Genomic DNA, 23,353 nt, shown 5'->3' on the forward strand with positions numbered 1-23,353 from the left:
GATATACTCAAAACGAGCATAAATGGGAGCGCACCGTGAACGAGCAGATTTCCGCCGCAAGCCTTTACGACCGCGTTGCCCGCGTCATTCCCAAGGCCGAATGGATGGGTTTCCAGGACGATGTGGAGGCGATCCTTGAGTTGAAGCGCAAGCGTAATGCCGTCATCCTCGCCCATAATTACCAGACACCTGAAATATTCCATGCTGTCGCCGATATCGTCGGCGACAGCCTTGCCCTTGCCCGCAAGGCGATGGAGGTGGAGGCGGATGTCATCGTTCTCGCCGGCGTGCATTTCATGGCCGAGACGGCGAAGCTGCTCAATCCGAGAAAGACCGTGCTCATTCCGGATATGGCTGCCGGCTGTTCGCTTGCCGATTCCATCACGCCGGAGGATATCGCCCTCCTGCGAAAGGCCTATCCCAGCGTGCCTGTTGTGACCTATGTGAACACGTCCGCCGCAGTGAAGGCGGCGTCCGATATCTGCTGCACGTCGGGTAATGCCCGCCAGGTGGTGGAATCGCTCGGCGTGCCGCGCGTCTTGATGCTGCCGGATGAATATCTGGCGAAGAACGTGGCCATGGAAACCAATGTCGAACTGATCGCCTGGCGCGGCCATTGCGAAGTGCACGAGCGTTTCACCGCCGATGACATCAGGGAGCTGCGGGAAAGCCATCCCGGCGTGATCGTACTGGCGCATCCCGAATGTCCGCCTGAGGTTGTCGAGGCCGCGGATTTTTCCGGCTCTACCGCCGTCATGTCCGACTATGTCGGTCGTGAGCGCCCCGCCCGCGTGGTGCTTCTGACGGAGTGCTCGATGAGCGACAATGTCGCCGTGCATCACCCGGACGTCGAATTTATCCGGCCGTGCAATCTCTGCCCGCACATGAAACGCATCACGCTCGGCAATATCCGCACAGCCCTTGAGGAAAACCGCCACGAAGTGACTGTCGATCCGGCCATCGCCGCCGCCGCCCGTCGCGCTGTGGAAAGGATGCTGGAAGTATGAGCGAGCGCTTGCCGCAGCAGGACTGGACGGCCATCGTCGGCAGCGGCATTGCCGGCCTGATGGCGGCGCTGACACTTGCGCCGCAGCCCGTGCTGCTTCTGACACGTGGTGCGCTTGGCGGCGAAACGTCGAGCGCCTGGGCGCAGGGCGGCATTGCCGCAAGCCTCGGTCCCGATGACAGCGTCGCGCTGCATCTTGCCGATACGCTCGCCGCTGGAGACGGTCTCTGCGATGCGGAAATGGCCGCCGATATCGTTTCCGCCGCCCCTGCTGTCATCGAGGCGCTGGAGCAGGCCGGGGTGCGCTTCGACCGGGACGCCGATGGCAGGCCCATCTTCGGGCTGGAGGCCGCCCACAGCCGAAGGCGCATCCTGCACGCCGAGGGCGACGGTTCGGGCGCGGCCATCGTCAGGGCTCTCGCCGCCGCCGTTCTGCGCACACCGTCGATCACGGTTCTTGAAGGCACCGAAGTGCGCCGGCTGCTGACACAGGACGGCGCGATTGCTGGCCTCGCCTGCGCCGGACCGAAAGGCGGCTTCGTTCTGCCGGCAACGCGGGTGGTTCTCGCCACCGGCGGCCTCGGTGGCCTCTACGAGGCCACGACCAATCCTTCCGGCAATTTCGGACAGGGCATCATGCTGGCCGCCCGCGCCGGCGCAATTCTTGCCGACATGGAATTCGTACAGTTCCATCCGACGGCGCTTTCTTCAGCGCGGCGGCCGCTGGCGCTGGTTAGCGAGGCAGTGCGGGGCGAAGGCGCACTTCTCCTCAACGAAAGCGGTGAAAGGTTCATGGCCCCTGTTCCCGGCGCGGAACTCGCCTCCCGCGACGTCGTCGCACGCGCGATAGATCGTGAAATCCTGCGCGGCGGCAGGGTGTTTCTTGACGCCCGCAAGGCCCTTGGCTCCAGCTTTTCCGCCCGGTTTCCTGCAATCGACCTGCTCTGCCGGGAGGCTGGAATAGATCCGGCCCGTGAACTGGTCCCCGTCCGCCCTGCCGTACACTATCATATGGGCGGCATTGCCACGGACGGCAGAGGGCGAAGTTCGGTGCCGGGCCTGTGGGTCGCCGGCGAGGCCGCCTGCACGGGGCTTCACGGCGCCAACCGGCTGGCCAGCAATTCCCTGCTGGAAGCTGCCGCAATGGGTATGCGTGCGGCACAGGATATCGCCACCCAGCCCTCGTTCGCACGGCCGAGTACCACCGCTTCTGCAACCCGCACGGTGGACCATCCTGCCGCCGATCCTGCCACCGTCCGCGCCATCATATCCCGACATCTCGGTATCGTCAGACATGCGGCGGGTCTAACCGAGGCGATCCGGGATTTACTGCCGCTCGTGGAGGCAAAGGGCCCGGCATCCGATCCCGCCCTCGTGGGTCTGGCGATCGCCGTTTTTGCCGCCTTGCGGACGGAATCGCGCGGAGCGCATTTCCGCGATGATTTTCCTGGGAAGGATGCGACGGCGACGAGGCGTCGCCTGAGCATGGCAGAGGTGATTGACCTTGCCCATGCCCTTTCCTCGACCAGCCCCTCCTCTTCCAGCTTCGCACGGACCGCCTGACATGACCCTTGCCCCCCTGCCCCGCCTCATCATCGAACCGCTGGTCCGTAACGCCCTTCTGGAAGACCTGGGCCTTGCGGGCGACGTCACTTCTACCGCCGTCATTCCCGCCGATCACTGGTCGGTCGTCGTCATGGCGGCACGCGAAGAGGGTGTCGTCGCCGGGCTTGATGCTGCGGAACTGGCCTTCCAGCTCGTGGACCCGGCCATCACGATAGAGCGGAACGTGCAGGATGGAGCTTCCGTCGCACCGGGCGACACCGTCGCAACGATCAGGGGGCCTTCACGCGGGCTTTTGACGGCAGAGCGTACAGCTTTGAATTTCCTCGGCCACCTGTCGGGTATCGCCTCCGTCACGGCTAAGATCGTCGCGGCCATCGCCGGGACCAATGCTTCGGTCGCCTGCACCCGCAAGACCACACCAGGCCTCCGGGCACTGGAAAAATACGCCGTGCGCGCCGGCGGCGGCATGAACCACCGTTTTGCACTCTATGACGCTGTTCTCATCAAGGACAACCACATCGCCGTGGCGGGCAGCGTGCGTGACGCGATCCGCCGTGCAAAAAAGGGTGTCGGCCATCTCGTCAAGATAGAAGTCGAGGTGGACACGCTTTCACAGTTGCGCGAGGCAATGGATGAAGGTGTCGATGCGGTTCTTCTCGACAATATGACGCCTGAACAGCTGCGCGAAGCGGTGAAAATTGTCGCCGGTCGTGCCATTACCGAAGCGTCCGGGCGCATCACTCCACAGACGGCTGCGGCCATCGCCGCCACGGGCGTCGACCTCATCTCCATCGGCTGGCTGACCCACAGCGCGCCAGTTCTGGATATCGGACTGGATTTCGAGAGCAAAAATTGAAGCCTGCACGCGGCACGGAACAAATTTTCCGCGCCATCGTTATTATCCCGCCTGGGGTCGATTCAAGGCGGGGGGACGTGCGCACAAAGCGGGTCCATATGCCTTTTGACCTCTCTTAGAAAGGAAAGGCCTGTTATGGAAGACGCACAAGTTGGCTGGATTGCAGCAATCATCATTGGCGGTGTAGCTGGTTGGCTCGCCGAACAGTTCATGAAAAGCAATATGGGTGTTTTCATGAACATTATCCTTGGCATTGTCGGTGCCATCGTCGCCAATTTCCTTCTGGGACTGGTGGGCGTTTCGCTTGGCGGCTGGATTGGCTATCTCATTGCCGGTTTCATCGGCGCCTGCATTCTTATTGCCGTCGGGCGTGCATTTCGCCGCTAAGGGGAGGACAGAATGAGCTTTTTCGACAAGATCAAGAACGCGATTTTCGGCAAGGCAGAAGCCGCCCCACAGACTTCGGCTCCGGCCGGCACGCCGACGGGCACTGCCAGCACAACTGCAGCGGCCCCTGCCGCACCGGCTTCACCTGCACCGACAACGGCGGCACCGGCTTCTACCGGCAACGTCGATGTAGCGTCCATCCTGGATGCGGCGGTCAAGAAAAACGGCCAGAAGCTGGACTGGAAGCACTCCATCGTCGACCTTCTGAAGGCCCTCGACCTCGACAGCAGCCTGACCGCCCGAAAGGAACTCGCCAGCGAACTCGGTTACACCGGCGATACCTCGGATTCGGCCACCATGAACATCTGGCTGCACAAGGCCGTCATCAAGAAACTTTCCGAAAACGGCGGCAAGGTTCCGGCCGAACTTCTGGACTGAACCGGTAAACGGAGGCCGCCATGGACGACTATTCCAGCTTGAGGGAGCAGATCGGTCGCGATCTCGACACCCTGCAGGGAACGGAGAACCCGAAGTCGATCTTCGAAATCGCCGACGATTACCTTTTGGGAGATCCGGGTCTGAAGCGAACCATCGTCGAAGACATTATCAAGGAAGAAGCGGACAAGCGCGGTATTGCTATCCACTGAAGCAGCGCCCTGGTAGGCACCGGCATTAAAAAAGGGGCGGCATCCGGTTTGGATGCCGCCCCTTTCGTGTCGCGCACATCAAGCCGCTATCTATCCAGCTTGGCTTCGGCCTTTTTCGCGTTTTCTTCCATCAACTCATACCACATCGCATTCATGACGGCGAAGATGGCGGCGAGAGGCAGGCCGAGCAGCCAGGCGAAGTACCACATGTTCGATCTCCTTCTTTCTTGATCAATAAGCATGACCGCTGTCATCGCGGATCGCCTTTTCATCCACCTTGCCCCACAGCACCCGATAGACCCACGAGGTGTAAGCGACGATGATCGGGATGAAGATGAGGGCGACGACCAGCATTATGAACAGCGTCATATGGCTGGAAGACGCGTCCCACACCGTCAGGCTCGATTTCGGATCGACCGAAGACGGAAGGATGAAAGGAAACATCGTGAGGCCCACTGTCGAGATGATGCCGAAGATTGCGAGCGAACTGGCAAGCAGCGCCATCACCTCCCGGCGCAGCGTCAACAACAGCAATGCGACGAGCGGAAAAACAAGGCCGAGGGTCGGCGCCAGCATCATCCATGGATGCGCTGCATAATTGGAGAACCAGACCCCGGTTGCAATCTCCACCGTCTTTGACAAGGGATTGGACGGTCCATCGGTCACGACTTCCGAGGTGAAGCGATAACCATCGATACCAAGCCACAGAAGAACGCCGCCAAGCGCGAAGAGAACGGTGGTGGCAAGTGCGGCGACGGAGCCGAAACTGCGGGCGCGGGCCGCCACCGGACCATCCGTTTTCAGTACCAGCCATGCGGCGCCATGCATGACCAGCATGGCGACGGATACAAGCCCGCAGAGAATGGCGTAGGGGTTCAGAAGTTCAAACAGCGTCGTCCCGTCATAGAAAATCCTGAGATCGTCATTGAGGTGAAAGGGAACACCCTGCAGTACGTTGCCGATCGCCACGCCGAAGATAAGCGAAGGGACGAAGCCGCCGATGAAGAGCGCCCAGTCCCAGCCGGTGCGCCATGCGGTACTCTCGCGCTTGGACCGATACTTGAAACCGACCGGCCGCAGGATCAGTGCAAACAGGGTGGCGAACATCGCCAGATAGAACCCCGAGAATGACACCGCATAAAGCGGCGGCCAGGCCGCGAAGATCGCTCCGCCACCGAGGATGAGCCAGACCTGATTACCCTCCCAGACCGGGCCGATGGAATTGATGACGACACGCCGCTCCACATCCGTTTTCGCCACGAAGGGCAACAGCGCGCCGGTGCCGAGATCGAAACCGCCGGTCACGGCAAAACCGATCAGCACCACGCCAAGCAGCAGCCACCAGATGATGCGGAGGATTTCGTAGTCGATGAGTTGGTGCAATATCATGATCGTTTACTCCGCAGCGACGAGTTTTTCAGGAACGAGCGGCGCTTCCGGCTGATGGTCCGGATCGGGGCCCTTGCGGATCGCTTTCAACATCAGGCCCATCTCGACGATGAACAGCACCGTGTAGATGGCGATGAAGCACAGGAGCGTGATGAGGACAGTGGACGCGCTGAGACTGGAGACGGCGGCTGCGGTCGGCAACACGCCCTCGATGATCCATGGCTGGCGGCCGAACTCGGCCACGACCCAGCCCATTTCCGCCGCGATCCAGGGCAGCGGAATGGCGAATACCGCCACCTTCAGCAGCAACGGGTAATGATCCAGCCGGCGGCGAGCCGAAAGATAGAAGAAGGTCGCGGTCAGAAGGATGAAGAACATGCCGAGACCAACCATGATGCGGAACGACCAGAAGAGCGTCGGCACATGCGGGATGGTATCCGCCGCCGCCTTGGCGATCTGCTCTTCGCTCGCCTGACGAGGATCGTCCACGTAGCGTTTCAGCAGCAGGGCGTAACCGAGCTCATGGCCGAGTTCCGCGAAGGTGCCGCGCACCTCTTCCGGCAATTCGGCGCCCTTGCCGGTGGCGCGAATCTGCATCAGGGCATCATAGGCCTTGATGCCGTCGCGGATGCGGGTTTTGGCCTGCTCCACGAGATCGTTGATACCGGGAATTTCCGTATCGAGCGAGCGTGTGCCGATGAGGCCCATGACCCACGGGATCTTCACGGCAAAATGTGTCTCGCGCGATTCCTGGTCCGGAAAGCCGATGGCGGTGAACGGGGCCGGCGCAGGCTCCGTCTCCCACATGGCTTCGATGGAGGCGAGCTTCATCTTCTGGTGTTCGGTCGAAAGATAACCGCTTTCATCACCCAGCACGACGACGGACAGCGCGGACGCCAGGCCGAATGAGGCAGCAACCGTCATCGAGCGTTTGGCAAGATCGACATGGCGGCCTTTCAGCACATACCAGGCGGAAACGCCGAGCACGAAGATGGATGCCGTGACATAACCGGCGGAAACAGTGTGAACGAATTTCGCCTGCGCCACCGGGTTGAACAGGACTTCAAAGAAGTCAGTTACTTCCATGCGCATGGTCTGGGGATTGAAGGCGGAGCCCGTGGGGTTCTGCATCCAGCCGTTGGCGATCAATATCCAAAGCGCTGAGAAATTGGAGCCGAGCGCCACACACCATGTCGCGACGAGATGGCCGAGCTTCGACAGTTTATCCCAGCCGAAAAAGAACAGACCGACGAAGGTGGCTTCCAGGAAGAAGGCCATCATGCCCTCGATCGCCAACGGCGCACCGAAGATATCGCCGACATAATGGCTGTAGTAACTCCAGTTCATACCGAACTGGAATTCCATCACGATGCCCGTGGAGACGCCCAGCACGAAATTGATACCGAACAGGGTGCCCCAGAATTTCGTCATCTGCCGCCAGATTGTGCGGCCGGTCATGACATAGACCGTTTCCATGATGGCGATCACCACCGACAGTCCGATCGTCAGGGGAACGAACAGAAAGTGATAGAGAGCCGTCACCGCAAATTGCAGGCGCGACAGCGCCACTATGTCGAGTTCCATGGTCTTATCCACCTTTTCCGGAAGGCCGGCCTTCCATTTCTAAGACGACGCCGGCTCTCAAAAAAATCTCAGTCCGGGCGCAATGTGTTCAGCACTACGCCGTATTCCGGAGTGCCGCTTTGACATTCATCAAATTGACACCCCTCTTTCAGCACGACGATGCGGTCTGCGAATTCTGCCTCGCGGCGATTATGGGTGATGACCACGACGGTCCTGCCCTCCGCCGAGGCAAACAGGCGGGCAAGCACGTCGCGGGCGGTCTCGCCGTCCAGCCCTTCCGTCACCTCGTCGAGAAGCCAGAGGGGCTTGTCGGTGAGCAGGAAGCGGGCCAGCGCAAGCCGGCGCGACTGGCCGCCGGAAAGCCCCTGTCCCGCTTCGCCAAGCCTCGCCTCCAGTCGGCCCGGCATGGCCTTGACGTGTTCGGCGAGGCCCGCCGCCGTGAGGACCTCCCACAACTGGCTCTCGGTCGCGGCAGGATTTGCCAGCCTTAGATTGTCGGCGATGCTGTCGCGGAAGAGCTGGCTTCTCTGTGTCATAGGGCTGGACGGCAGCGCGCTGACCGTGCCTGCCGACGGCTGCAATTCGCCCGCCAGCAGCTGGATGAGGCTTGTCTTGCCCGCGCCGCTTGGACCGACGATCGCAAGCCTTTCTCCGGCGCAGATCTCAAGCTCGATACCCGTCAGCACTACGTTGCCTTCACGTTCGAGGCGCACGCCCTGAAGCTTGGCCGCAATGCCGCCAGCCGGCAGGAGCGGACAGTGCAACGCAGCTGCAGGCGCGAGCCGTGGTGCAATGCGGCGTGCGGAAAAAAGCGTTCGTCCCAGTTCCATCGCCCCACGGCGCAGCGCCGTGAACGGCTCCAGCGCCGCCAGACAGACCAGCAGGCCAAGCGCCGCGGCGGGCGCACCGAGCTTTTCCTGCTCCGCCAGCCAGGCCACGCCGAGAAGCGTCGCGCTCAAAAGTACCGCCGTTGCAACGCCGAAGGAAAACCCGGCATTCGTCTCAATGCGGTTCAAAGCTTCATCACAATCGAGCAGATAATCATCGGCACGTTTCACCGCCTCGACCTGTGAGGCAAGCCGGCCGGCCACGAGCAGTTCCGCCTGCCCGCCGACAAGATCCGCCGCGCGAGCGCGTAGCGCCTCCAGACCGACCGCCCTGCGGCGCGAGAATTTCTCCGCCCGCAAAGCTGCACGCACCGCAATACCGAGGCCGGAAGCGACAAGAAACAATGCAGCCAGAAGACCGGCAAGCGGATCAATGAAAGCAAGCCCGATGCCGGTTGCGATCGCCGCAAGGGCCGCGACGGCCGCGGGAAGCAGCACACGCAGGTAGAGTGAATCCAGCGCATCGATATCCGCTGTCAGCCGGTTCAAAAGGCGCGCCGGCCTAGCCTGGAGATTTTTCGCCGCCTGCGGCGCGGCAAAACCGCGAAACAGCTTTTCCCGAAGTGCCGCGAGGATGGAAAGCGTGGCCTCGTGGGTCGTCATGCGCTCACCATACCGCGCGGCGGTGCGGGCCAGCGCAAGAAGGCGAATGGCGGCTGAAGGTGCAAAAACGTCGAAAGCATAAGCTGTCGCTGGAAGCAGGCCGGCAATGGCGGTGGCCGTGATAAACCAGCCGGATATGCCAAGCAGACCGATGCCTGCCAGCACTGTGGTCGCCGCCAGAACCGCACCGGCCAGCAACATGCCGCTCCGTGCCGACCAGAAGAGGGCGATAACGGGTTTCAATATGGCGAAGCGTGACATCATGAGGGATCTCCCGATCTCACCGCCGCCATATCCACGACCCTGTCCATGCGCGCGGCCAGCACCGGATCATGGGTCGCGACGATCAACGTCCTTCCCTTCGCCAGTTGCAGCAGGTTTTCCGTAACGAGTTCGGCCGTCTCGCGGTCGAGATGCGCCGTTGGCTCATCGGCCAGAATGAGCCGTGCGGCGGGGTCGGCGAAGGCACGGGCAATGGCGAGCCGCACCGCTTCACCGCCGGAAATGCCATGGCCGCCATCTCCCACCGGCAGATGCCCGCGGGAAGACGACAATTGATCGAGGCCGGTGCTTTCAAGCGCCATGTCAACCATGCTTCGCGTGACGCCGACCCGGCCGAAGCGAATGTTCGCCTCCAGCGAGCCGGCTGTGAAAAACGGCTTCTGGCCAATCCACCCGATGGATTTGCGCAGTATGTCCGCCGTCTCATCGTCGAGTACGGTGCCGCCGATTTTTATCGTGCCGCCCTGTGCCTTGGCGAGCCCGGCAATAAGGGAGAGCACCGTGGATTTGCCGCAACCGGAGGGTCCGAGAAGTGCCACTGTTTGACCCGCCCGGACATTGAAATCGAAATTTCGAAGCACGGGCGATGCACCGGGATAGGCGAAGGTCAGGTCATGCAAATCCACGGTTGCCGGCGTCGCAACTGTCACGTCCGGCGCGTCCTTGCCCGTGCCTGCAATAGCCGCCCCACCCTTCGCCAGATCGTCGAGCGCGCCGAGCGCAGCCTCGCCGGCCGCCCGGTCGTGCCAGACGGCGGACAATTCCCGCAGAGGCTCGAAAAATGCCGGCGCGAGAAGCAAGATGAAAAGACCTTCGGCAAGCGTCAGTTTCTGACCCCACGCGCCGAAATCGAGAAAGCCGAGCAGATGGAAACCGATGTAAACGGCCGTCATGGCGACGCCGAGCGCCGCGAAAAGCTCAAGCACTGCCGATGAGAGAAAGGCGATCCTGAGCACCGCCATCGTTCTCTTCTTGAGATTCTGCGCATCGGCGCTCAGGCGTGTGGCCGTTAGATCGACCGCCTCCAGCGCGCGAATCGTTTCCAGCCCGCGCAGCCGGTCGAGCAGGAAAGCGTTCATATTGCCGGCCTCGGCAAGCTGCTTTTCACTGGCGGCCTTGGCCTGCCAGCCAATCAAAGCCATGAACAGCGGAATGGTCGGCATGGCAAGCAAAAGCACCAGCGCCGCGATCCAGCTGAACGGAAGGATGACGAGGGCATATGCCACGGGAACGATCGTTGCCTTCATCCTTGCCGGGTGAAAACGGGAAAGATAGGGCACCAGTGCTTCCGACGTTTCGGCGACGACAGCTGCCACCTCACCGGAAGCCGTTCGCGAGAGGTCGAGCGGGGAGACCCTGGCCAGGGCGTGGAGCGCTTCCAGCCGCCGCTGCGAAAGAGCCGCCCGCGCCATACGGAACGACATGCGCGCTGCGGTTTTTTCCAGAAGGGCCTTGAGGATACCGAGAAGAAAAATGGCGGCAGCCGGCGGCATGAGCGCCATCATTGGCGCACCATCAGCAATTTTTCCGACGGAAAAGGCAAGCAGACCCGCCTGTGGCAACCAGAACAGCGAAACGAGAACATGCAGCAGGGAAGCCGATCTTGCCGCCGCCGGTGCGTGCATTTTTTGCGGGGTGGGCGCTTTATCGGCGCGGGGCTTGCGGCCAGGAATGGAAAAGACCCGCCGCGTACCGAGTGACAGTGCAACCGGCGCGGAACAGCCGTCATCGCGGCTGTCGGCCAAGGGAGGGGTCTGGGCTGACATGGTCATGATCGCCTCAGCCGTCCTTTTTCGCGACGCGGGGCCGACCAAGGGAAACGATCTTGTCCTTGGCCTCCAGAAGCTTGGTGACTTTGGAACCGAGCGCCAGAAGAGAAGCCAGCCGTTCCGTCTCCAGCCTTTTCACATCGTCATACCAACCCGTCAGCTGCTCGATCAGCGTCTTCATCTCATCGATACGCCTCTGCGCATGACGCTCATCTTCGTTTTCCGGCGTTTCCATCAGGATTTCCCGAAGCACGCTGAGGGTCGGATCGATTTCGCGTTTCTTGCGCTCCTCAGCAAGCGTTCGCAGGATGTGCCAGACATCCTCAGGCGTCGTGAAAAAATCACGCCTGTCTCCGGGGAAGTGCTTGAGGATTGCCAGGTTCCAGGCTTGCAGTTCCTTGAGGCTCATCGACACGTTGGACCGCGAAATGCCGAGCGCCTCCACAATATCGTCCGCGCAGAGGGGCTGTGGCGATATGTAAAGCAGAGCATAGACTTGGCCGACAGTGCGGTTGATGCCCCAGCGGCTGCCCATCTCACCAAAATGCAGCACGAAGGACTGGACGAGTGGGGAGAGATTGGAAGGCATTTCTCTTCCTTCTGAATTTTCAGTAATTTCTGAAATTTCGATAACGCAAAAAACGACTGGCGGCAAATCACCTTTTTGGCCTGCGTCAAAATGTGCAAATGGCAGAGACGACGCTGGTATAGACGGTTGTGGGTGCAGTCCGGGCAAAATATGCGGCAGTCGTGTTGGGGGGTATGACAGGCTGGAGCGTTTGCTGGCGTCCGTCACGTTCCCTCCGTTATTCCGGCCTTGAGCCGGAATGAAGTCTCCGAAGCAGTCGATGATATCGATAACATCTACGCGAGTCGCTACGACCAACAATCAGCCCAAAAAAATTGGCGGCGGGATAACCCGCCGCCAATCGAAACGTCGGCGTATTCGCACGTAGAAACCTTGCTTACGAGAAAGCGATCTGAACCTTCATGGCGCGGCTGCGGTCGGAAGCGAATTCGAAGGCCGAGATGGCATCGGCGAGATCAACGGTCTGGGTGATGAAAGGTTTGACATCGATCAGGCCCTTTTGCATCAATTCAACGCCGGTTGCGAATTCCTCATGGAAGCGGAAGGAACCGCGCAGATCGAGTTCCTTGGCGGTGATCGCCATCATCGGCAAGCTCATATCGCCGCCAAGGCCAAGCTGGACGATGATGCCGCGCGGGCGAAGCGCCGCGATGCCGCCGGCAAGCGCCACGGCGGCGCCTGAGCATTCATAGAGAATATCGAAGGTTCCCTTGTTCGCACCGTAGGCGGCAAGCGCGTCGGGCTCGTCCTTGCTATTGATGACGCGATCCGCACCCGCCTCACGCGCCTTGCCAAGCGTGAAATCGGAGAGATCGGTGGCGACGATCTCAGCTGCACCGGCGCGGCGCGCGGCCAGAATGGAGAGGATACCGATCGGGCCGCAGCCCGTGACAAGCACACGTTTTCCCAGCATATCACCGGCGCGGCGGGTGGCGTGCAGCGTTACCGCCAGCGGTTCCGCCATGGCGGCCTCACCGGCGCTCAGGCCATCGGCCGGCACGCATTGCAGGGCGTCGGCCACCAGGACCTCGCGGAAGGCGCCCTGAATATGCGGGAAAGGCATGGCGCTGCCATAAAACCGCATGTTCAGGCACTGGTTGTGCAGGCCTTCCTGGCAGAAGCGGCAGGTTCGGCACGGCCGGGATGGCGAAACCGCAACCAGACCGCCGATCTTCAGCCCATCGACGCCTTCGCCCAGTTCCTCAATGACGGCGGAGACCTCATGGCCCAGCACCATGGGTTCACGCAACCGCACGGCGCCGAAACCACCATGATTGTAATAGTGCAGATCACTGCCGCAGATTCCGCCCCTGGCCAGACGGAGCCGCACCTCACCCGGTCCCGGCTTTTCCTCCGGCCGGTCTTCGATGCGCACATCCTTTGCCCCGTGGGCGACAATCGCTTTCATGACAACTCCCGTTCAAGCGCGCGCCATTATGGCGCATAAAATTCTTCATCCCATTGCTGCCGCAAGATGCGCCTCGATGCACCTTGTCAGTTCGCCACCCGCCCGATACGTACCGAAAGCGGGCGCATCAGCCTTGACATCCGCCCTCAAACGGATGAATGTTATCGGTAACATATTCTTTCAAGAATGCAATGTCGAGAGACTGGAGGAAACAGTGGGCCTTAATTTGTTCGATCTTTCCGGCCGCCGCGCCCTGATCACGGGTTCGTCCCAGGGCATCGGGTTGGCGCTGGCGCACGGGCTGGCGGAAGCAGGGGCGGAAGTGGTGCTGAACGGGCGCGATGAGGTGAAGCTGAAGGCGGCGGCAGCGGGCATCAAGGGTGCCAGAACGCTTGCCTTCGATGCTACCGATCACGGCGCGGTGCGCGAGGCGATCGACCGTTTCGAAGCGGAGGTCGGCGCCATCGATATCCTCGTCAACAATGCCGGTATGCAACACCGAACGCCGCTGGAGGATTTTCCGGCGGATGCCTTCGAGCGCCTGCTGCAAACCAACGTCGCCTCGGTGTTTCACGCCGGGCAGGCTGCCGCGCGCCACATGATCGGCCGCGGCCGTGGCAAGATCATCAACATCGCCAGCGTGCAGACCGCCCTTGCCCGCCCCGGCATCGCCCCCTACACCGCCACCAAGGGTGCCGTTGGCAACCTGACAAAAGGCATGGCAACGGACTGGGCCAAATATGGACTGCAGTGTAACGCCATTGCGCCCGGTTATTTCGACACCCCGCTCAACGCCGCCCTTGTTTCGGACGAGACCTTTTCGGCATGGCTTGAAAAGCGCACGCCGGCCGGTCGCTGGGGCAAGGTCGAAGAACTCGTCGGCGCCTGCATTTTCCTGTCGTCCGATGCCTCATCCTTCGTGAACGGCCACATTCTCTACGTCGACGGCGGCATTACCGCTTCGCTTTGACACCCCAGGCCCGGATGGCCGGCTGCACCGCCATCCGGGCTTGAACGACGACACCACGACGCTTTGGGAGGAGGCCGTGACCACCATGACCGAGAAGAACAAAATTGCACTGATCGGCGCAGGCGCCATGGGCGGGGCGATCGGGACACGGCTCATAGAGACCGGCAATCAGCTGACGGTTTTCGATCTGGATGCGGAAAAGGTGGCGGCACTGACGAGCCTCGGCGCGCAGAGCGCGAGCACAGCGGCGGAAGCAGCGTCGATTTCCGATGTGGTCATTCTCAGCCTCAATTCGCCCAAAATCGTTCGCATCGCCGTCTTCGGCAAGGATGGCGTCGCGGCGGGGGCGAAGCCCGGCACGCTCATCATCGACATGTCTTCCATCGATCCGGAAGCCACAAAGGAACTGGCAGCCGATGCCGCCGAAAAGGACCTGCGCTGGGTGGACAGCCCGCTTTCGGGCGGCGCGCCCAAGGCGCTTGTCGGCCAACTGACGCTTATGGCGGGGGGCAGCGAAAAGGATGTGGCCGATGCGCATCGCGTGCTGCGACATGTGGCCAGCAATTACACTCATATGGGACCCTGCGGCGCAGGGCAGACCACAAAACTCATCAACCAGGTTCTGTGCGGTCTGAACTTCCTTGCTGTAGCGGAAGCGACGCAACTGGCGCTGGACGCCGGCGTCGATGCCGCAAAAATTCCGCAGGCACTGAGGGGCGGCCGCGCCGACAGCGCCATCCTGCAGGAGTACATGCCGCGTTACGTGGCAAGGGATTACCGCCGCACCGGCCGGATCGACAATATGGTGAAGGACCTGAACGGCGCGCAGGATCTCGCCCGACGCACCAACACGGCCATGCCGCTGACGGCTGTTTGCGCCGAGGTGCACCGGATGCTCACGGCAGCAGGGCTCGGTGGAGAGGACCAGGCAGCGCTTATGGAGTTTTTCAGCGGCGCAAAGCGAAGCTTTCCGGACTGATTGACCGGCAGACAGGGGATGGCAGGAGCCTGTTGATACAGTCCCTGCGAGCCATTGCGAAATTGTCTTTCAGGGAAGATGATCAGGCGAATCGGCACGGCAGTGGCCGCGATGACAGCAGACGCATGTATGCAAAGGACAATTTCCCGATGACCACCTCCGCGACAGGCACGGGAATTGCCAGTCTGACCGTTTCCGGAACCGGTTTCATTGCCGAAATCGCCTATCAAGGGGCGACGCTTCTGAGCTGGCGGCCGGTCTCTGCCGATGGCAGCGGAGGCGAAAATCTCGTCGACGGATATTCGACGCCCGCCGAAATGCAGTCCCAAAATGGCGTGAGGAACGGCATTCTCGCGCCCTTCTCCAACCGCATCCCGGATGGTCGGTTTAGTTTTGCCGGGCAGACGCACCGCATTGAGCCGGTGCTTGCCCATGAAGCCCTAGTCTTCCACGGATTTGCCAGAGCCCTGCCCTTCGTCCTCGCCCAGTCATCGGAGGAAAACGGCGCTCATACTCTCATCTTCCGTGCCGAAATATCGCCTGCGGATTTCAGCGGTTACCCTTACCGTCTCGCCATCGAAGTGGAATATCGCTTCGTCGGCCATGACGTTACCATCGACATACGCGGCATCAACCGCGACGACCGGCCCCTGCCCTTCGCCGCCGGCTGGCATCCCTATTTCCGCCTGCCCGGCACCACGTCTATCGACGACCTTCTCCTCACCCTGCCTTCGCGAACAGCAATTGAAACAAACGAGTATCTAATCCCCCTGCGAAACCCACAGGGCGGGTTAGTCAAACGGAACGACACCCTTTTTCTCCATACCCCGCTGGCCGGGCATGTGGTCGATGCCTGTTTCACCGATCTGATTGCTTCCGCGAACGGGCTTTACGAGACGAGGCTCGAAAACCCGCATGACGGTTCAAGCCTGACGGTCTGGCAGGAGCGTGGGCACATGCATGTCTTTACCGGGGATACGCTCGCACGCGACAGGCGGCGCTCCATCGCGCTCGAACCCGTGGAAACGCCGACCAACGCCTTCAACCAGGCGGAACTCGCGGATGCAATTACGCTGCAACCGGGCGAGACGCGAAGCTTCCGCTTTGGCGTCCGTTTCAAGGCAGCACGCTGATCACGGTTCGATAGCCCTCAGATATGCGTCGTCGGCAGCGAAGACGACAGTTTCACCGTCTCCATGGAGATATAGGCGGACATGTCGTAAAGCTGCACGCGGCGCAGAATCTGTTTGTAGACCGTGTCGTAATATTCGACATTCGGCAGGACGAGCTTCAGAATATAATCAAAATTGCCGGTGAGCCGGTGAACCTCGACGATTTCAGGGATGGTGCTGACTGCGGCATGGAACCGGTCCAGCCAGTCCTCCGCATGAAGGCCCGTTCTTACCAGCAGGAAAACCGTGGTCGGAAGATTGATCTTCCGCCGGTCGAGCAGCGCCATGGTGCCTGTCACATAACCTTCCGTTCGTAGCCGCGTGATGCGGCGCGAACAGGCCGATAGCGACAGGGAAACTTCCTCTGCGATATCGGCGAGCGGGGTTTCGGCATTTTCCTGGAGAATCGCAAGGATTCGGCGGTCACGGTCATCAATCATCAGTGAACAATGCACGGGTTAATGCAAGCGCGCAAGAAATTTGCGACATCAGGACAGAAAGCGCGCCGAGTTTGCATCTAGGCCACGAAAACTGCGCAAAAACGCATGCCGTTTTCGTTGCGACGATGGCATTCTTATTTCAATCAAAGTTGAAAAGGGAACTATTATGAAACGGATCGGCCTGATCGGCGGCATGAGCTGGGAATCCACCGCAACCTATTACCGCATGATCAACGAGGCGGTTCGCGACAGCCGCGGCGGCCTGGTCTCGGCCGATATCGTCATGCATTCGCTCGATTTTTCCGAGGTCGTCGCCCTTCAGAAGGCAGACCGCTGGGATGAGGCCGGCGCGCTTCTGGGTGCAGCAGGCGCGCGCCTTGCCAATGCCGGCGCCGATTGTGTACTGATCTGCACCAATACCATGCATCTCGTTGCCGACACCGTTGCGAAAATGTCCGGCGTGGCGCTGATTGACATCATCGACGAGACCGCAGCCGCCCTGAAAACGGATGGACGCCGCAAGCCGCTGCTGCTCGCCACCCGCTACACGATGGAACACGGTTTCTACACGGACCGGATGCGCCGCCACGGCGTCGACGTGGTCGTGCCGGATGCCGAAGACAGGGCCGCCATCCACGACATCATCTTCGGTGAATTGTGCCAGGGCGAGATCAAGTCCTGCTCGCGTGACCGCTATCTTGCGGTCATCGAGAAGGCTCGCGCACTCGGCGTTGATTCCGTCATTCTCGGTTGCACCGAAATTTCCCTGCTGATCGATCCCGACGCCCTGCCGCTGCCGGGTTACGATTCGACCGCCATTCACGCGAAGGCCGCAGTCGGCTTTGCGCTCGGAGACAAGGCATTCGATAGAGCTGCATGAATGTGCCGCCTCTTTGCCTATTCCGGTAAACCGGTCTGGCTCGACAGCCTGCTGATCGAGCCGGAAGCCTCGCTGGTCAGCCAGTCCATGGCAGCAAGGGAAGCCAAGACCGTCGTTAATGGTGATGGTTGCGGCCTTGGCTGGTATGGCGAACGCGCAACGCCCGGCGTCTTTCGCGACACGCGGCCGGCCTGGTCAGACGCCAACCTCGCGGCACTTTGCCACCAGCTTCGGTCGGGCATGTTCATGGCGCATGTGCGATCTGCAACGTCGGGCGAAGTCTCGCGCGCCAATTGCCACCCCTTTGCGCATGGGAAATACCTTTTCATGCATAATGGCCAGATCGGTGGCTATGAGCAGATCAGGCGCGATATCGATTCCCTTATCCCCGATGACATCTATGCATCCCGACGCGGCACGGGCGACAGCGAAGCGATCTTCTTGATTGCCGCCGGCCATGGCCTTGAGGTGGACCCGGTCAATGCCATCTCTACCGCGCTGCGGCTTTGCCAGGAAAAGATGATGGCGGCGGGTGTCTCTTCCGCATTGAGATTCAGCGCCGTTCTGATGGATGGTGACTGCGTTCACGCCTTCCGCTGGTCAAGCGATGACAAGCCGCCGACACTTTACTGGCGCGGTCTGGACGAAGGCATTGCGTTGAGTTCGGAACCCTTTTCCTTCGATTGTGCTCCCTGGTGCGCCGTTCCACCAAATACCAGCGTGACGATCCGCGCCGGAAAAATGATGACACAGGCTTTTTTCCTTCCGTAATCCCGGTTTTGCTGGCCGCATTTTCCCGGTTTCGCCGCGTCGCTTCCGTCGACCGGTGCGGCTGCCGCGATGCCTCGTTTATTTTCATTGAATTTTTGCAACCGCGAAGGCTAGTGTGTGGTCCATGGCGTCGGATCGGAATAAGCACGATTTTCGGCTCGACGCGCAAAACGGAATATTAGAGCGAAACAGATTTCAGGACCGGTGAACCATTTAGAAGTGTTGCAGCCTCTCCCTTTCTTGCACGTTGCCCGCCATCGCGACGACCGTGCAAACCCGTTCAGGACCGACCCATAATGGGCCGGCAATCCCTTCGGCGATCCTCGGAACGCAGAGTAAAAATTCTTATTTTTCATCACCCTAAGCCGTTCAACTTTCCGAAAAAATTGCTGTTGCCACACCTCCATATCGATGCATAAACTGGCATCAGCAAAGGCAACACGGATCGACCTCATCAGACCCTCTCCTCCCACCAAGGTGCTGACCGACCAATGATCAATAATCTCAACGCCGCCGATCTCCCCCGTCCCGCGCCGCGCAGTTCCAACCCGGAAATCATGGCGTCGGAAATCATCGAACGCCTCACCTACCGTATCGGCAAGGACGTCAAGGTTGCCAAGCCGCATGACTGGCTGACCGCGACCATTCTCGTCGTACGCGACCGCATCATCGACAAGTGGATGGAATCCACCCGCAAGGCCTATGCCAACAATTCCAAGCGCGTTTATTACCTGTCGCTCGAATTCCTGATCGGCCGCCTGATGCGCGACGCCATCTCCAATATCGGCCTGATGCATGAAATCCGCGACGCGCTGTCCTCCCTCGGCGTCGATCTTGACGTCATCGCCGGGCTGGAGCCGGATGCCGCGCTCGGCAATGGCGGCCTTGGCCGTCTCGCCGCCTGTTTCATGGAATCCATGGCGACCGTTGATATCCCCGCCTATGGTTACGGCATCCGTTACGTGCACGGCCTCTTCCGCCAGCAGATGGCAGATGGCTGGCAGGTGGAACTGCCGGAAACATGGCTTGCCCACGGTAACCCCTGGGAATTCGAACGCCGCGAAAGCTCCTATGAAATCGGCTTCGGCGGATCGGTGGAGACAATCGGCGGTTATGAAGATCCGCAGCGTTTCGTCTGGAAACCGGCCGAACGCGTCATCGCCATGGCCTATGACACGCCGGTCGTCGGCTGGCGCGGCACGCGCGTCAATACGCTCCGCCTCTGGTCGGCACAGCCGATCGATCCCATTCTGCTGGCTGCCTTCAACGCTGGCGACCACATCGGCGCGCTGCGTGAAAGCAACAAGGCGGAGAGCCTGACGCGGGTTCTTTATCCTGCTGACGCGACGCCTGCCGGTCAGGAACTGCGCCTGCGGCAGGAATTCTTCTTCTCCTCCGCCTCCTTGCAGGACATTCTGCGCCGCCATCTGCAGCAATATCCGGATTTTACTTCGCTGCCGGAAAAGGTCTCGATCCAGCTAAACGATACACATCCGGCCATATCCATTGCGGAGATGATGCGTCTTCTATGCGATGTGCACGGGCTGGAATTTGATGAGGCCTGGAAGATCACCCAGGGTACCTTCTCCTACACCAATCACACGCTGCTGCCGGAGGCGCTGGAAAGCTGGCCCGTGCCGCTGCTCGAACGTCTTCTGCCCCGGCACATGCAGATCGTCTACGCCATCAACGCAAATACGCTGCTCTTTGCCCGCAAGGAAAAGAAGATGGCGGATCAGCAGATCCGCTCCATCTCGCTCATCGATGAAGGCGGCGAGCGCCGCGTGCGCATGGGCAATCTCGCTTTCATCGGCTCTCATTCGATCAACGGCGTTTCTGCCCTCCATACCGAGCTGATGAAGGAGACGGTCTTTGCCGATCTCCACGGCCTCTATCCTGACCGTATCAACAACAAGACCAACGGCATCACACCGCGCCGCTGGCTGATGCAGTGCAATCCCGGCCTCACCAGCCTGCTTCGCGAAACGATCGGCGACGATTTCCTCGATGATGCGGAAAAGCTGACAGCGCTCGACCGTTTCGCCGATGATGCCGCGTTCCGCGAGAAATTCGCCGAGGTGAAGCGTCTGAACAAGGTGCGCCTTGCCAATACGGTGGCGCAGCGCATGGGCATTCGCGTCGATCCGTCGGCCATGTTCGACATCCAGATCAAACGTATCCATGAATATAAGCGCCAGCTTCTGAACCTCGTGGAAACCGTCGCGCTTTACGACCAGATTCGTTCTCACCCGGAACTGGATTGGGTTCCGCGCGTTAAGTTCTTTGCAGGCAAAGCGGCGCCGAGTTACCACAACGCGAAGCTGATCATTAAGCTTGCCAACGATATTGCCCGGGTCATCAACAACGATCCGGCCGTGCGCGGGCTTCTGAAAGTGGTATTTGTTCCGAACTATAACGTCTCGCTCGCGGAAATCATGGTACCCGCCGCCGATCTCTCCGAACAGATCTCGACGGCTGGCATGGAAGCCTCCGGCACCGGCAACATGAAATTCGCCCTCAACGGCGCACTCACCATCGGCACGCTCGATGGCGCCAACGTTGAAATGCGCGATCATGTCGGTGAAGAAAACATCGTCATTTTTGGCATGACGGCCGATGAGGTGGCCAGAGCCCGTGCAGAGGGTCACAATCCCCGCGCGATCATCGAAGGATCGTCGGAACTGTCGCAGGCCCTTTCGTCCATCGCATCAGGCGTCTTCTCGCCGGATGACCGCTCGCGATTCGCCGGCCTGATCGACGGTATTTACAACAGCGACTGGTTCATGGTTGCCGCCGATTTCGACGCCTATGCCGGTGCGCAGCGAGAAGTAGATGCGATCTGGAGTAATCCGGATAGCTGGTACGCCAAAACAGTGCGCAATACGGCGCGCATGGGCTGGTTCTCGTCCGACAGGACTATCCGCCAATATGCCACCGAGATCTGGAGAGCCTGATGAAAAAACCGCTCAATTCGGCCGACGAGAAAAAGACTGGCGACATCACGAAGGCTGAAATCGAGGCGATCAAGAGCGGTTTGCATTCCAATCCCTTTGCCCTTCTCGGCGTTCACGAAACGCCGGAAGGGTTTTCTGCCCGCTGTTTCATTCCGGGTGCCGAGGAGGTTTCCGTCCTGACGCTGGACGGAAATTTCGTGGGCGAATTGAAGCAGCTGGACCCGGACGGCTTTTTTGAAGGCCCGATCGATATTTCCAAACGCCAGCCGGTGCGTTACCGCGCCTGCCGCGATGATGCCGAGTGGGCTGTGACAGACCCCTACAGCTTCGGCCCGGTTCTCGGCCCCATGGATGATTATTTCGTCCGGGAAGGATCGCATCTGCGGCTGTTCGACAAGATGGGCGCGCACCCGCTGAAGCTCGAAGGCGTTGAAGGTTTTCACTTCGCCGTCTGGGCGCCGAATGCGCGGCGCGTTTCCGTCGTTGGCGATTTCAACAATTGGGACGGCCGCCGGCATGTGATGCGTTTCCGAAAGGATACGGGCATCTGGGAAATCTTCGCGCCCGACGTCTACGCCGGCTGCGCCTACAAATTCGAGATTCTCGGTGCAAACGGCGAGCTGCTGCCGCTGAAAGCCGACCCCTATGCCCGCCGCGCCGAGTTGCGGCCGAAGAACGCTTCCGTCACTACGTCCGAACTGACGCAAAAATGGGAAGATCAGGCCCATAGGGAGCATTGGGCGCAGGTGGACCAGCGTCGCCAGCCTATCAGCATCTATGAGGTCCATGCCGGCTCCTGGCAGCGTCGTGAGGACGGCACCTTCCTAAGTTGGGACGAGCTCGCCGCCCAGCTCATTCCCTATTGTACGGATATGGGCTTCACCCATATCGAGTTCCTGCCGATTACGGAACATCCCTATGACCCTTCCTGGGGTTACCAGACGACGGGTCTCTACGCCCCAAGCGCACGTTTTGGCGATCCCGAAGGGTTTGCCCGCTTCGTCAATGGCGCACACAAGGTTGGCATCGGCGTTTTGCTGGACTGGGTTCCCGCCCATTTTCCGACCGACGAACATGGACTTCGCTGGTTCGATGGCACGGCACTCTATGAGCACGCCGATCCGCGTCAGGGTTTCCATCCCGACTGGAACACGGCGATCTATAATTTCGGCCGCGTCGAGGTCATGTCCTACCTCATCAACAACGCGCTTTACTGGGCTGAAAAATTCCATCTCGACGGCCTGCGCGTCGATGCGGTCGCCTCGATGCTCTATCTCGATTATTCCCGCAAGGAAGGCGAGTGGATCCCGAACGAATATGGCGGGCGTGAAAATCTCGAATCCGTGCGCTTCCTGCAGAAGATGAATTCCCTCGTTTATGGCACCCATCCGGGCGTCATGACGATTGCCGAGGAATCCACCTCCTGGCCGAAAGTTTCGCAGCCCGTTCATGAGGGTGGCCTCGGTTTCGGTTTCAAGTGGAATATGGGCTTCATGCACGACACGCTGAGTTATTTCTCGCGGGAGCCTGTGCATCGCAAGTTCCATCATCAGGAACTGACCTTCGGCCTGCTTTACGCCTTCACCGAAAATTTCGTGCTGCCGCTGTCCCACGACGAAGTTGTGCACGGCAAGGGGTCGCTGATCGCCAAAATGTCCGGCGATGACTGGCAGAAATTCGCCAATCTCCGCTCCTATTACGGCTTCATGTGGGGTTATCCCGGCAAGAAGCTGCTGTTCATGGGTCAGGAATTTGCGCAGTGGAGCGAATGGAGCGAAAAGGGCGCGCTCGACTGGAACCTGCGCCAATATCCGATGCATGAGGGCATGCGCCGCCTCGTGCGTGATCTCAACCTCACCTACCGATCCAAAGCCGCCCTGCATGCCCGGGACTGCGAACCTGACGGCTTCCGCTGGCTTGTGGTCGATGATCACGAGAATTCCGTCTTCGCCTGGCTGCGCACGGCGCCCGGCGAAAAGCCGGTCGCGGTCATCTGCAACCTCACCCCGGTCTATCGGGAAAACTATTATGTGCCGCTGCCCCAGGCGGGGCGGTGGAGGGAGATTCTCAACACCGATGCCGAAATTTATGGCGGCAGCGGCAAGGGAAATGGCGGACGCGTTCAGGCGGTCGATGCCGGCGGCGATATCGGGGCGATGCTCGTCCTGCCGCCGCTCGCCACGATTATGCTCGAGCCGGAAAACTGACAGACAG

The 23,353-nt window shown here is 60.4% G+C and carries 21 protein-coding genes; 13 read left to right on the plus strand and 8 right to left on the minus strand.

The window, feature by feature from the left end; genetic code table 11:
• Positions 1-35 precede the first annotated feature (35 nt).
• The 6 genes from nadA to EGT36_RS20020 all read left to right on the plus strand — a co-directional run bounded on the left by nadA (position 36) and on the right by EGT36_RS20020 (position 4,462).
• The gene (gene nadA, locus EGT36_RS19995) at positions 36-1,007 is read left to right on the plus strand and encodes a quinolinate synthase NadA (protein WP_172965678.1); all 972 of its coding nucleotides are present in this window, start codon (positions 36-38) and stop codon (positions 1,005-1,007) included.
• Complete coding sequence (locus tag EGT36_RS20000; protein ID WP_125270896.1) at positions 1,004-2,569, plus strand: L-aspartate oxidase; 1,566 nt, start codon at positions 1,004-1,006, stop codon at positions 2,567-2,569. Before nadA ends, EGT36_RS20000 begins: the two co-directional genes overlap by 4 nt.
• A 1-nt stretch (position 2,570) precedes the next feature.
• Positions 2,571-3,428, plus strand: a complete 858-nt coding sequence (nadC, locus tag EGT36_RS20005) for a carboxylating nicotinate-nucleotide diphosphorylase (protein ID WP_125270897.1) — start codon at positions 2,571-2,573, stop codon at positions 3,426-3,428.
• A 135-nt stretch (positions 3,429-3,563) separates the two neighbouring features.
• Positions 3,564-3,815, plus strand: coding sequence for a GlsB/YeaQ/YmgE family stress response membrane protein (locus EGT36_RS20010; RefSeq protein WP_004437812.1), 252 nt, complete (start codon positions 3,564-3,566; stop codon positions 3,813-3,815).
• Positions 3,816-3,827: 12 nt separating this feature from the next.
• The gene (locus EGT36_RS20015; RefSeq protein ID WP_004437809.1) at positions 3,828-4,253 is read left to right on the plus strand and encodes a DUF3597 domain-containing protein; all 426 of its coding nucleotides are present in this window, start codon (positions 3,828-3,830) and stop codon (positions 4,251-4,253) included.
• A gap of 20 nt (positions 4,254-4,273) precedes the next feature.
• On the plus strand, positions 4,274-4,462 hold the full coding sequence (locus EGT36_RS20020) for a hypothetical protein (protein WP_004437805.1): 189 nt from the start codon (positions 4,274-4,276) through the stop codon (positions 4,460-4,462).
• Between the two features lie 86 nt (positions 4,463-4,548).
• Here the strand turns inward: EGT36_RS20020 and cydX are convergent, their stop codons facing one another.
• From cydX to EGT36_RS20055, 7 genes are all read right to left on the minus strand, one after another.
• Entirely contained in the window at positions 4,549-4,671 is a 123-nt protein-coding gene (gene cydX / locus EGT36_RS20025; protein ID WP_006698088.1) for a cytochrome bd-I oxidase subunit CydX, read from the minus strand.
• Between the two features lie 22 nt (positions 4,672-4,693).
• Positions 4,694-5,851: a cytochrome d ubiquinol oxidase subunit II gene (gene cydB, locus EGT36_RS20030; protein ID WP_037090621.1), complete on the minus strand. Its 1,158-nt coding sequence runs from the start codon at positions 5,849-5,851 to the stop codon at positions 4,694-4,696.
• Between the two features lie 6 nt (positions 5,852-5,857).
• Positions 5,858-7,435, minus strand: coding sequence for a cytochrome ubiquinol oxidase subunit I (locus EGT36_RS20035; RefSeq protein WP_006698090.1), 1,578 nt, complete (start codon positions 7,433-7,435; stop codon positions 5,858-5,860).
• A gap of 68 nt (positions 7,436-7,503) precedes the next feature.
• Complete coding sequence (locus EGT36_RS20040) at positions 7,504-9,189, minus strand: amino acid ABC transporter ATP-binding/permease protein (RefSeq protein WP_037090620.1); 1,686 nt, start codon at positions 9,187-9,189, stop codon at positions 7,504-7,506.
• Positions 9,186-10,973 carry a thiol reductant ABC exporter subunit CydD gene (cydD, locus tag EGT36_RS20045; RefSeq protein ID WP_479829498.1) on the minus strand — a complete coding sequence of 596 codons (1,788 nt, stop codon included), beginning with the start codon at positions 10,971-10,973 and terminating at the stop codon, positions 9,186-9,188. Before cydD ends, EGT36_RS20040 begins: the two co-directional genes overlap by 4 nt.
• A gap of 13 nt (positions 10,974-10,986) precedes the next feature.
• Entirely contained in the window at positions 10,987-11,565 is a 579-nt protein-coding gene (locus tag EGT36_RS20050) for a GbsR/MarR family transcriptional regulator (RefSeq protein WP_022563449.1), read from the minus strand.
• 376 nt (positions 11,566-11,941) lie between these two features.
• Positions 11,942-12,973: an L-idonate 5-dehydrogenase gene (locus EGT36_RS20055; protein ID WP_022563448.1), complete on the minus strand. Its 1,032-nt coding sequence runs from the start codon at positions 12,971-12,973 to the stop codon at positions 11,942-11,944.
• Between the two features lie 214 nt (positions 12,974-13,187).
• On the opposite strand from EGT36_RS20055, the gene EGT36_RS20060 reads away from it, so the two are divergent.
• The 3 genes from EGT36_RS20060 (at position 13,188) to EGT36_RS20070 (ending at position 16,055) form a co-directional block, all read left to right on the plus strand.
• The gene (locus tag EGT36_RS20060) at positions 13,188-13,943 is read left to right on the plus strand and encodes an SDR family oxidoreductase (RefSeq protein ID WP_112637378.1); all 756 of its coding nucleotides are present in this window, start codon (positions 13,188-13,190) and stop codon (positions 13,941-13,943) included.
• 85 nt (positions 13,944-14,028) lie between these two features.
• Positions 14,029-14,922, plus strand: coding sequence for an NAD(P)-dependent oxidoreductase (locus EGT36_RS20065; protein ID WP_113730546.1), 894 nt, complete (start codon positions 14,029-14,031; stop codon positions 14,920-14,922).
• A 149-nt stretch (positions 14,923-15,071) separates the two neighbouring features.
• Positions 15,072-16,055 carry an aldose 1-epimerase gene (locus EGT36_RS20070; RefSeq protein ID WP_111814156.1) on the plus strand — a complete coding sequence of 328 codons (984 nt, stop codon included), beginning with the start codon at positions 15,072-15,074 and terminating at the stop codon, positions 16,053-16,055.
• Positions 16,056-16,072: 17 nt separating this feature from the next.
• Here EGT36_RS20070 and EGT36_RS20075 read toward each other — a convergent pair whose 3' ends face one another.
• On the minus strand, positions 16,073-16,534 hold the full coding sequence (locus tag EGT36_RS20075; protein ID WP_003508584.1) for an Lrp/AsnC family transcriptional regulator: 462 nt from the start codon (positions 16,532-16,534) through the stop codon (positions 16,073-16,075).
• 166 nt (positions 16,535-16,700) lie between these two features.
• On the opposite strand from EGT36_RS20075, the gene EGT36_RS20080 reads away from it, so the two are divergent.
• The 4 genes from EGT36_RS20080 (at position 16,701) to glgB (ending at position 23,346) form a co-directional block, all read left to right on the plus strand.
• Positions 16,701-17,414 carry an aspartate/glutamate racemase family protein gene (locus EGT36_RS20080; RefSeq protein ID WP_006698095.1) on the plus strand — a complete coding sequence of 238 codons (714 nt, stop codon included), beginning with the start codon at positions 16,701-16,703 and terminating at the stop codon, positions 17,412-17,414.
• Positions 17,415-18,185 (plus strand): class II glutamine amidotransferase, encoded by a 771-nt coding sequence (locus EGT36_RS20085; RefSeq protein ID WP_125270898.1) that lies wholly within the window; start codon positions 17,415-17,417, stop codon positions 18,183-18,185.
• Between the two features lie 491 nt (positions 18,186-18,676).
• Positions 18,677-21,139, plus strand: a complete 2,463-nt coding sequence (locus tag EGT36_RS20095) for a glycogen/starch/alpha-glucan phosphorylase (protein WP_004437765.1) — start codon at positions 18,677-18,679, stop codon at positions 21,137-21,139.
• Positions 21,139-23,346: a 1,4-alpha-glucan branching protein GlgB gene (gene glgB / locus EGT36_RS20100; protein ID WP_004437762.1), complete on the plus strand. Its 2,208-nt coding sequence runs from the start codon at positions 21,139-21,141 to the stop codon at positions 23,344-23,346. The genes EGT36_RS20095 and glgB overlap by 1 nt, the downstream gene beginning before the upstream one ends.
• Positions 23,347-23,353 lie beyond the last annotated feature (7 nt).

Source organism: Agrobacterium sp. FDAARGOS_525 (assembly GCF_003938925.1).
Classification (GTDB): domain Bacteria; phylum Pseudomonadota; class Alphaproteobacteria; order Rhizobiales; family Rhizobiaceae; genus Agrobacterium; species Agrobacterium pusense.

Excerpts from the sequence above, each read along its gene's own strand:
- EGT36_RS20000 (WP_125270896.1), top strand. The coding sequence starts at position 1,004 with ATGAGCGAGCGCTTGCCGCAGCAGGACTGGACGGCCATCGTCGGCAGC.
- nadC (WP_125270897.1), top strand. The coding sequence starts at position 2,571 with ATGACCCTTGCCCCCCTGCCCCGCCTCATCATCGAACCGCTGGTCCGT.
- EGT36_RS20010 (WP_004437812.1), top strand. The coding sequence starts at position 3,564 with ATGGAAGACGCACAAGTTGGCTGGATTGCAGCAATCATCATTGGCGGT.
- EGT36_RS20015 (WP_004437809.1), top strand. The coding sequence starts at position 3,828 with ATGAGCTTTTTCGACAAGATCAAGAACGCGATTTTCGGCAAGGCAGAA.
- EGT36_RS20020 (WP_004437805.1), top strand. The coding sequence starts at position 4,274 with ATGGACGACTATTCCAGCTTGAGGGAGCAGATCGGTCGCGATCTCGAC.
- cydX (WP_006698088.1), bottom strand. The coding sequence starts at position 4,671 with ATGTGGTACTTCGCCTGGCTGCTCGGCCTGCCTCTCGCCGCCATCTTC.
- cydB (WP_037090621.1), bottom strand. The coding sequence starts at position 5,851 with ATGATATTGCACCAACTCATCGACTACGAAATCCTCCGCATCATCTGG.
- EGT36_RS20035 (WP_006698090.1), bottom strand. The coding sequence starts at position 7,435 with ATGGAACTCGACATAGTGGCGCTGTCGCGCCTGCAATTTGCGGTGACG.
- EGT36_RS20040 (WP_037090620.1), bottom strand. The coding sequence starts at position 9,189 with ATGATGTCACGCTTCGCCATATTGAAACCCGTTATCGCCCTCTTCTGG.
- cydD (WP_479829498.1), bottom strand. The coding sequence starts at position 10,973 with ATGTCAGCCCAGACCCCTCCCTTGGCCGACAGCCGCGATGACGGCTGT.
- EGT36_RS20050 (WP_022563449.1), bottom strand. The coding sequence starts at position 11,565 with ATGCCTTCCAATCTCTCCCCACTCGTCCAGTCCTTCGTGCTGCATTTT.
- EGT36_RS20055 (WP_022563448.1), bottom strand. The coding sequence starts at position 12,973 with ATGAAAGCGATTGTCGCCCACGGGGCAAAGGATGTGCGCATCGAAGAC.
- EGT36_RS20065 (WP_113730546.1), top strand. The coding sequence starts at position 14,029 with ATGACCGAGAAGAACAAAATTGCACTGATCGGCGCAGGCGCCATGGGC.
- EGT36_RS20070 (WP_111814156.1), top strand. The coding sequence starts at position 15,072 with ATGACCACCTCCGCGACAGGCACGGGAATTGCCAGTCTGACCGTTTCC.
- EGT36_RS20075 (WP_003508584.1), bottom strand. The coding sequence starts at position 16,534 with ATGATTGATGACCGTGACCGCCGAATCCTTGCGATTCTCCAGGAAAAT.
- EGT36_RS20080 (WP_006698095.1), top strand. The coding sequence starts at position 16,701 with ATGAAACGGATCGGCCTGATCGGCGGCATGAGCTGGGAATCCACCGCA.
- EGT36_RS20085 (WP_125270898.1), top strand. The coding sequence starts at position 17,415 with ATGTGCCGCCTCTTTGCCTATTCCGGTAAACCGGTCTGGCTCGACAGC.
- EGT36_RS20095 (WP_004437765.1), top strand. The coding sequence starts at position 18,677 with ATGATCAATAATCTCAACGCCGCCGATCTCCCCCGTCCCGCGCCGCGC.
- glgB (WP_004437762.1), top strand. The coding sequence starts at position 21,139 with ATGAAAAAACCGCTCAATTCGGCCGACGAGAAAAAGACTGGCGACATC.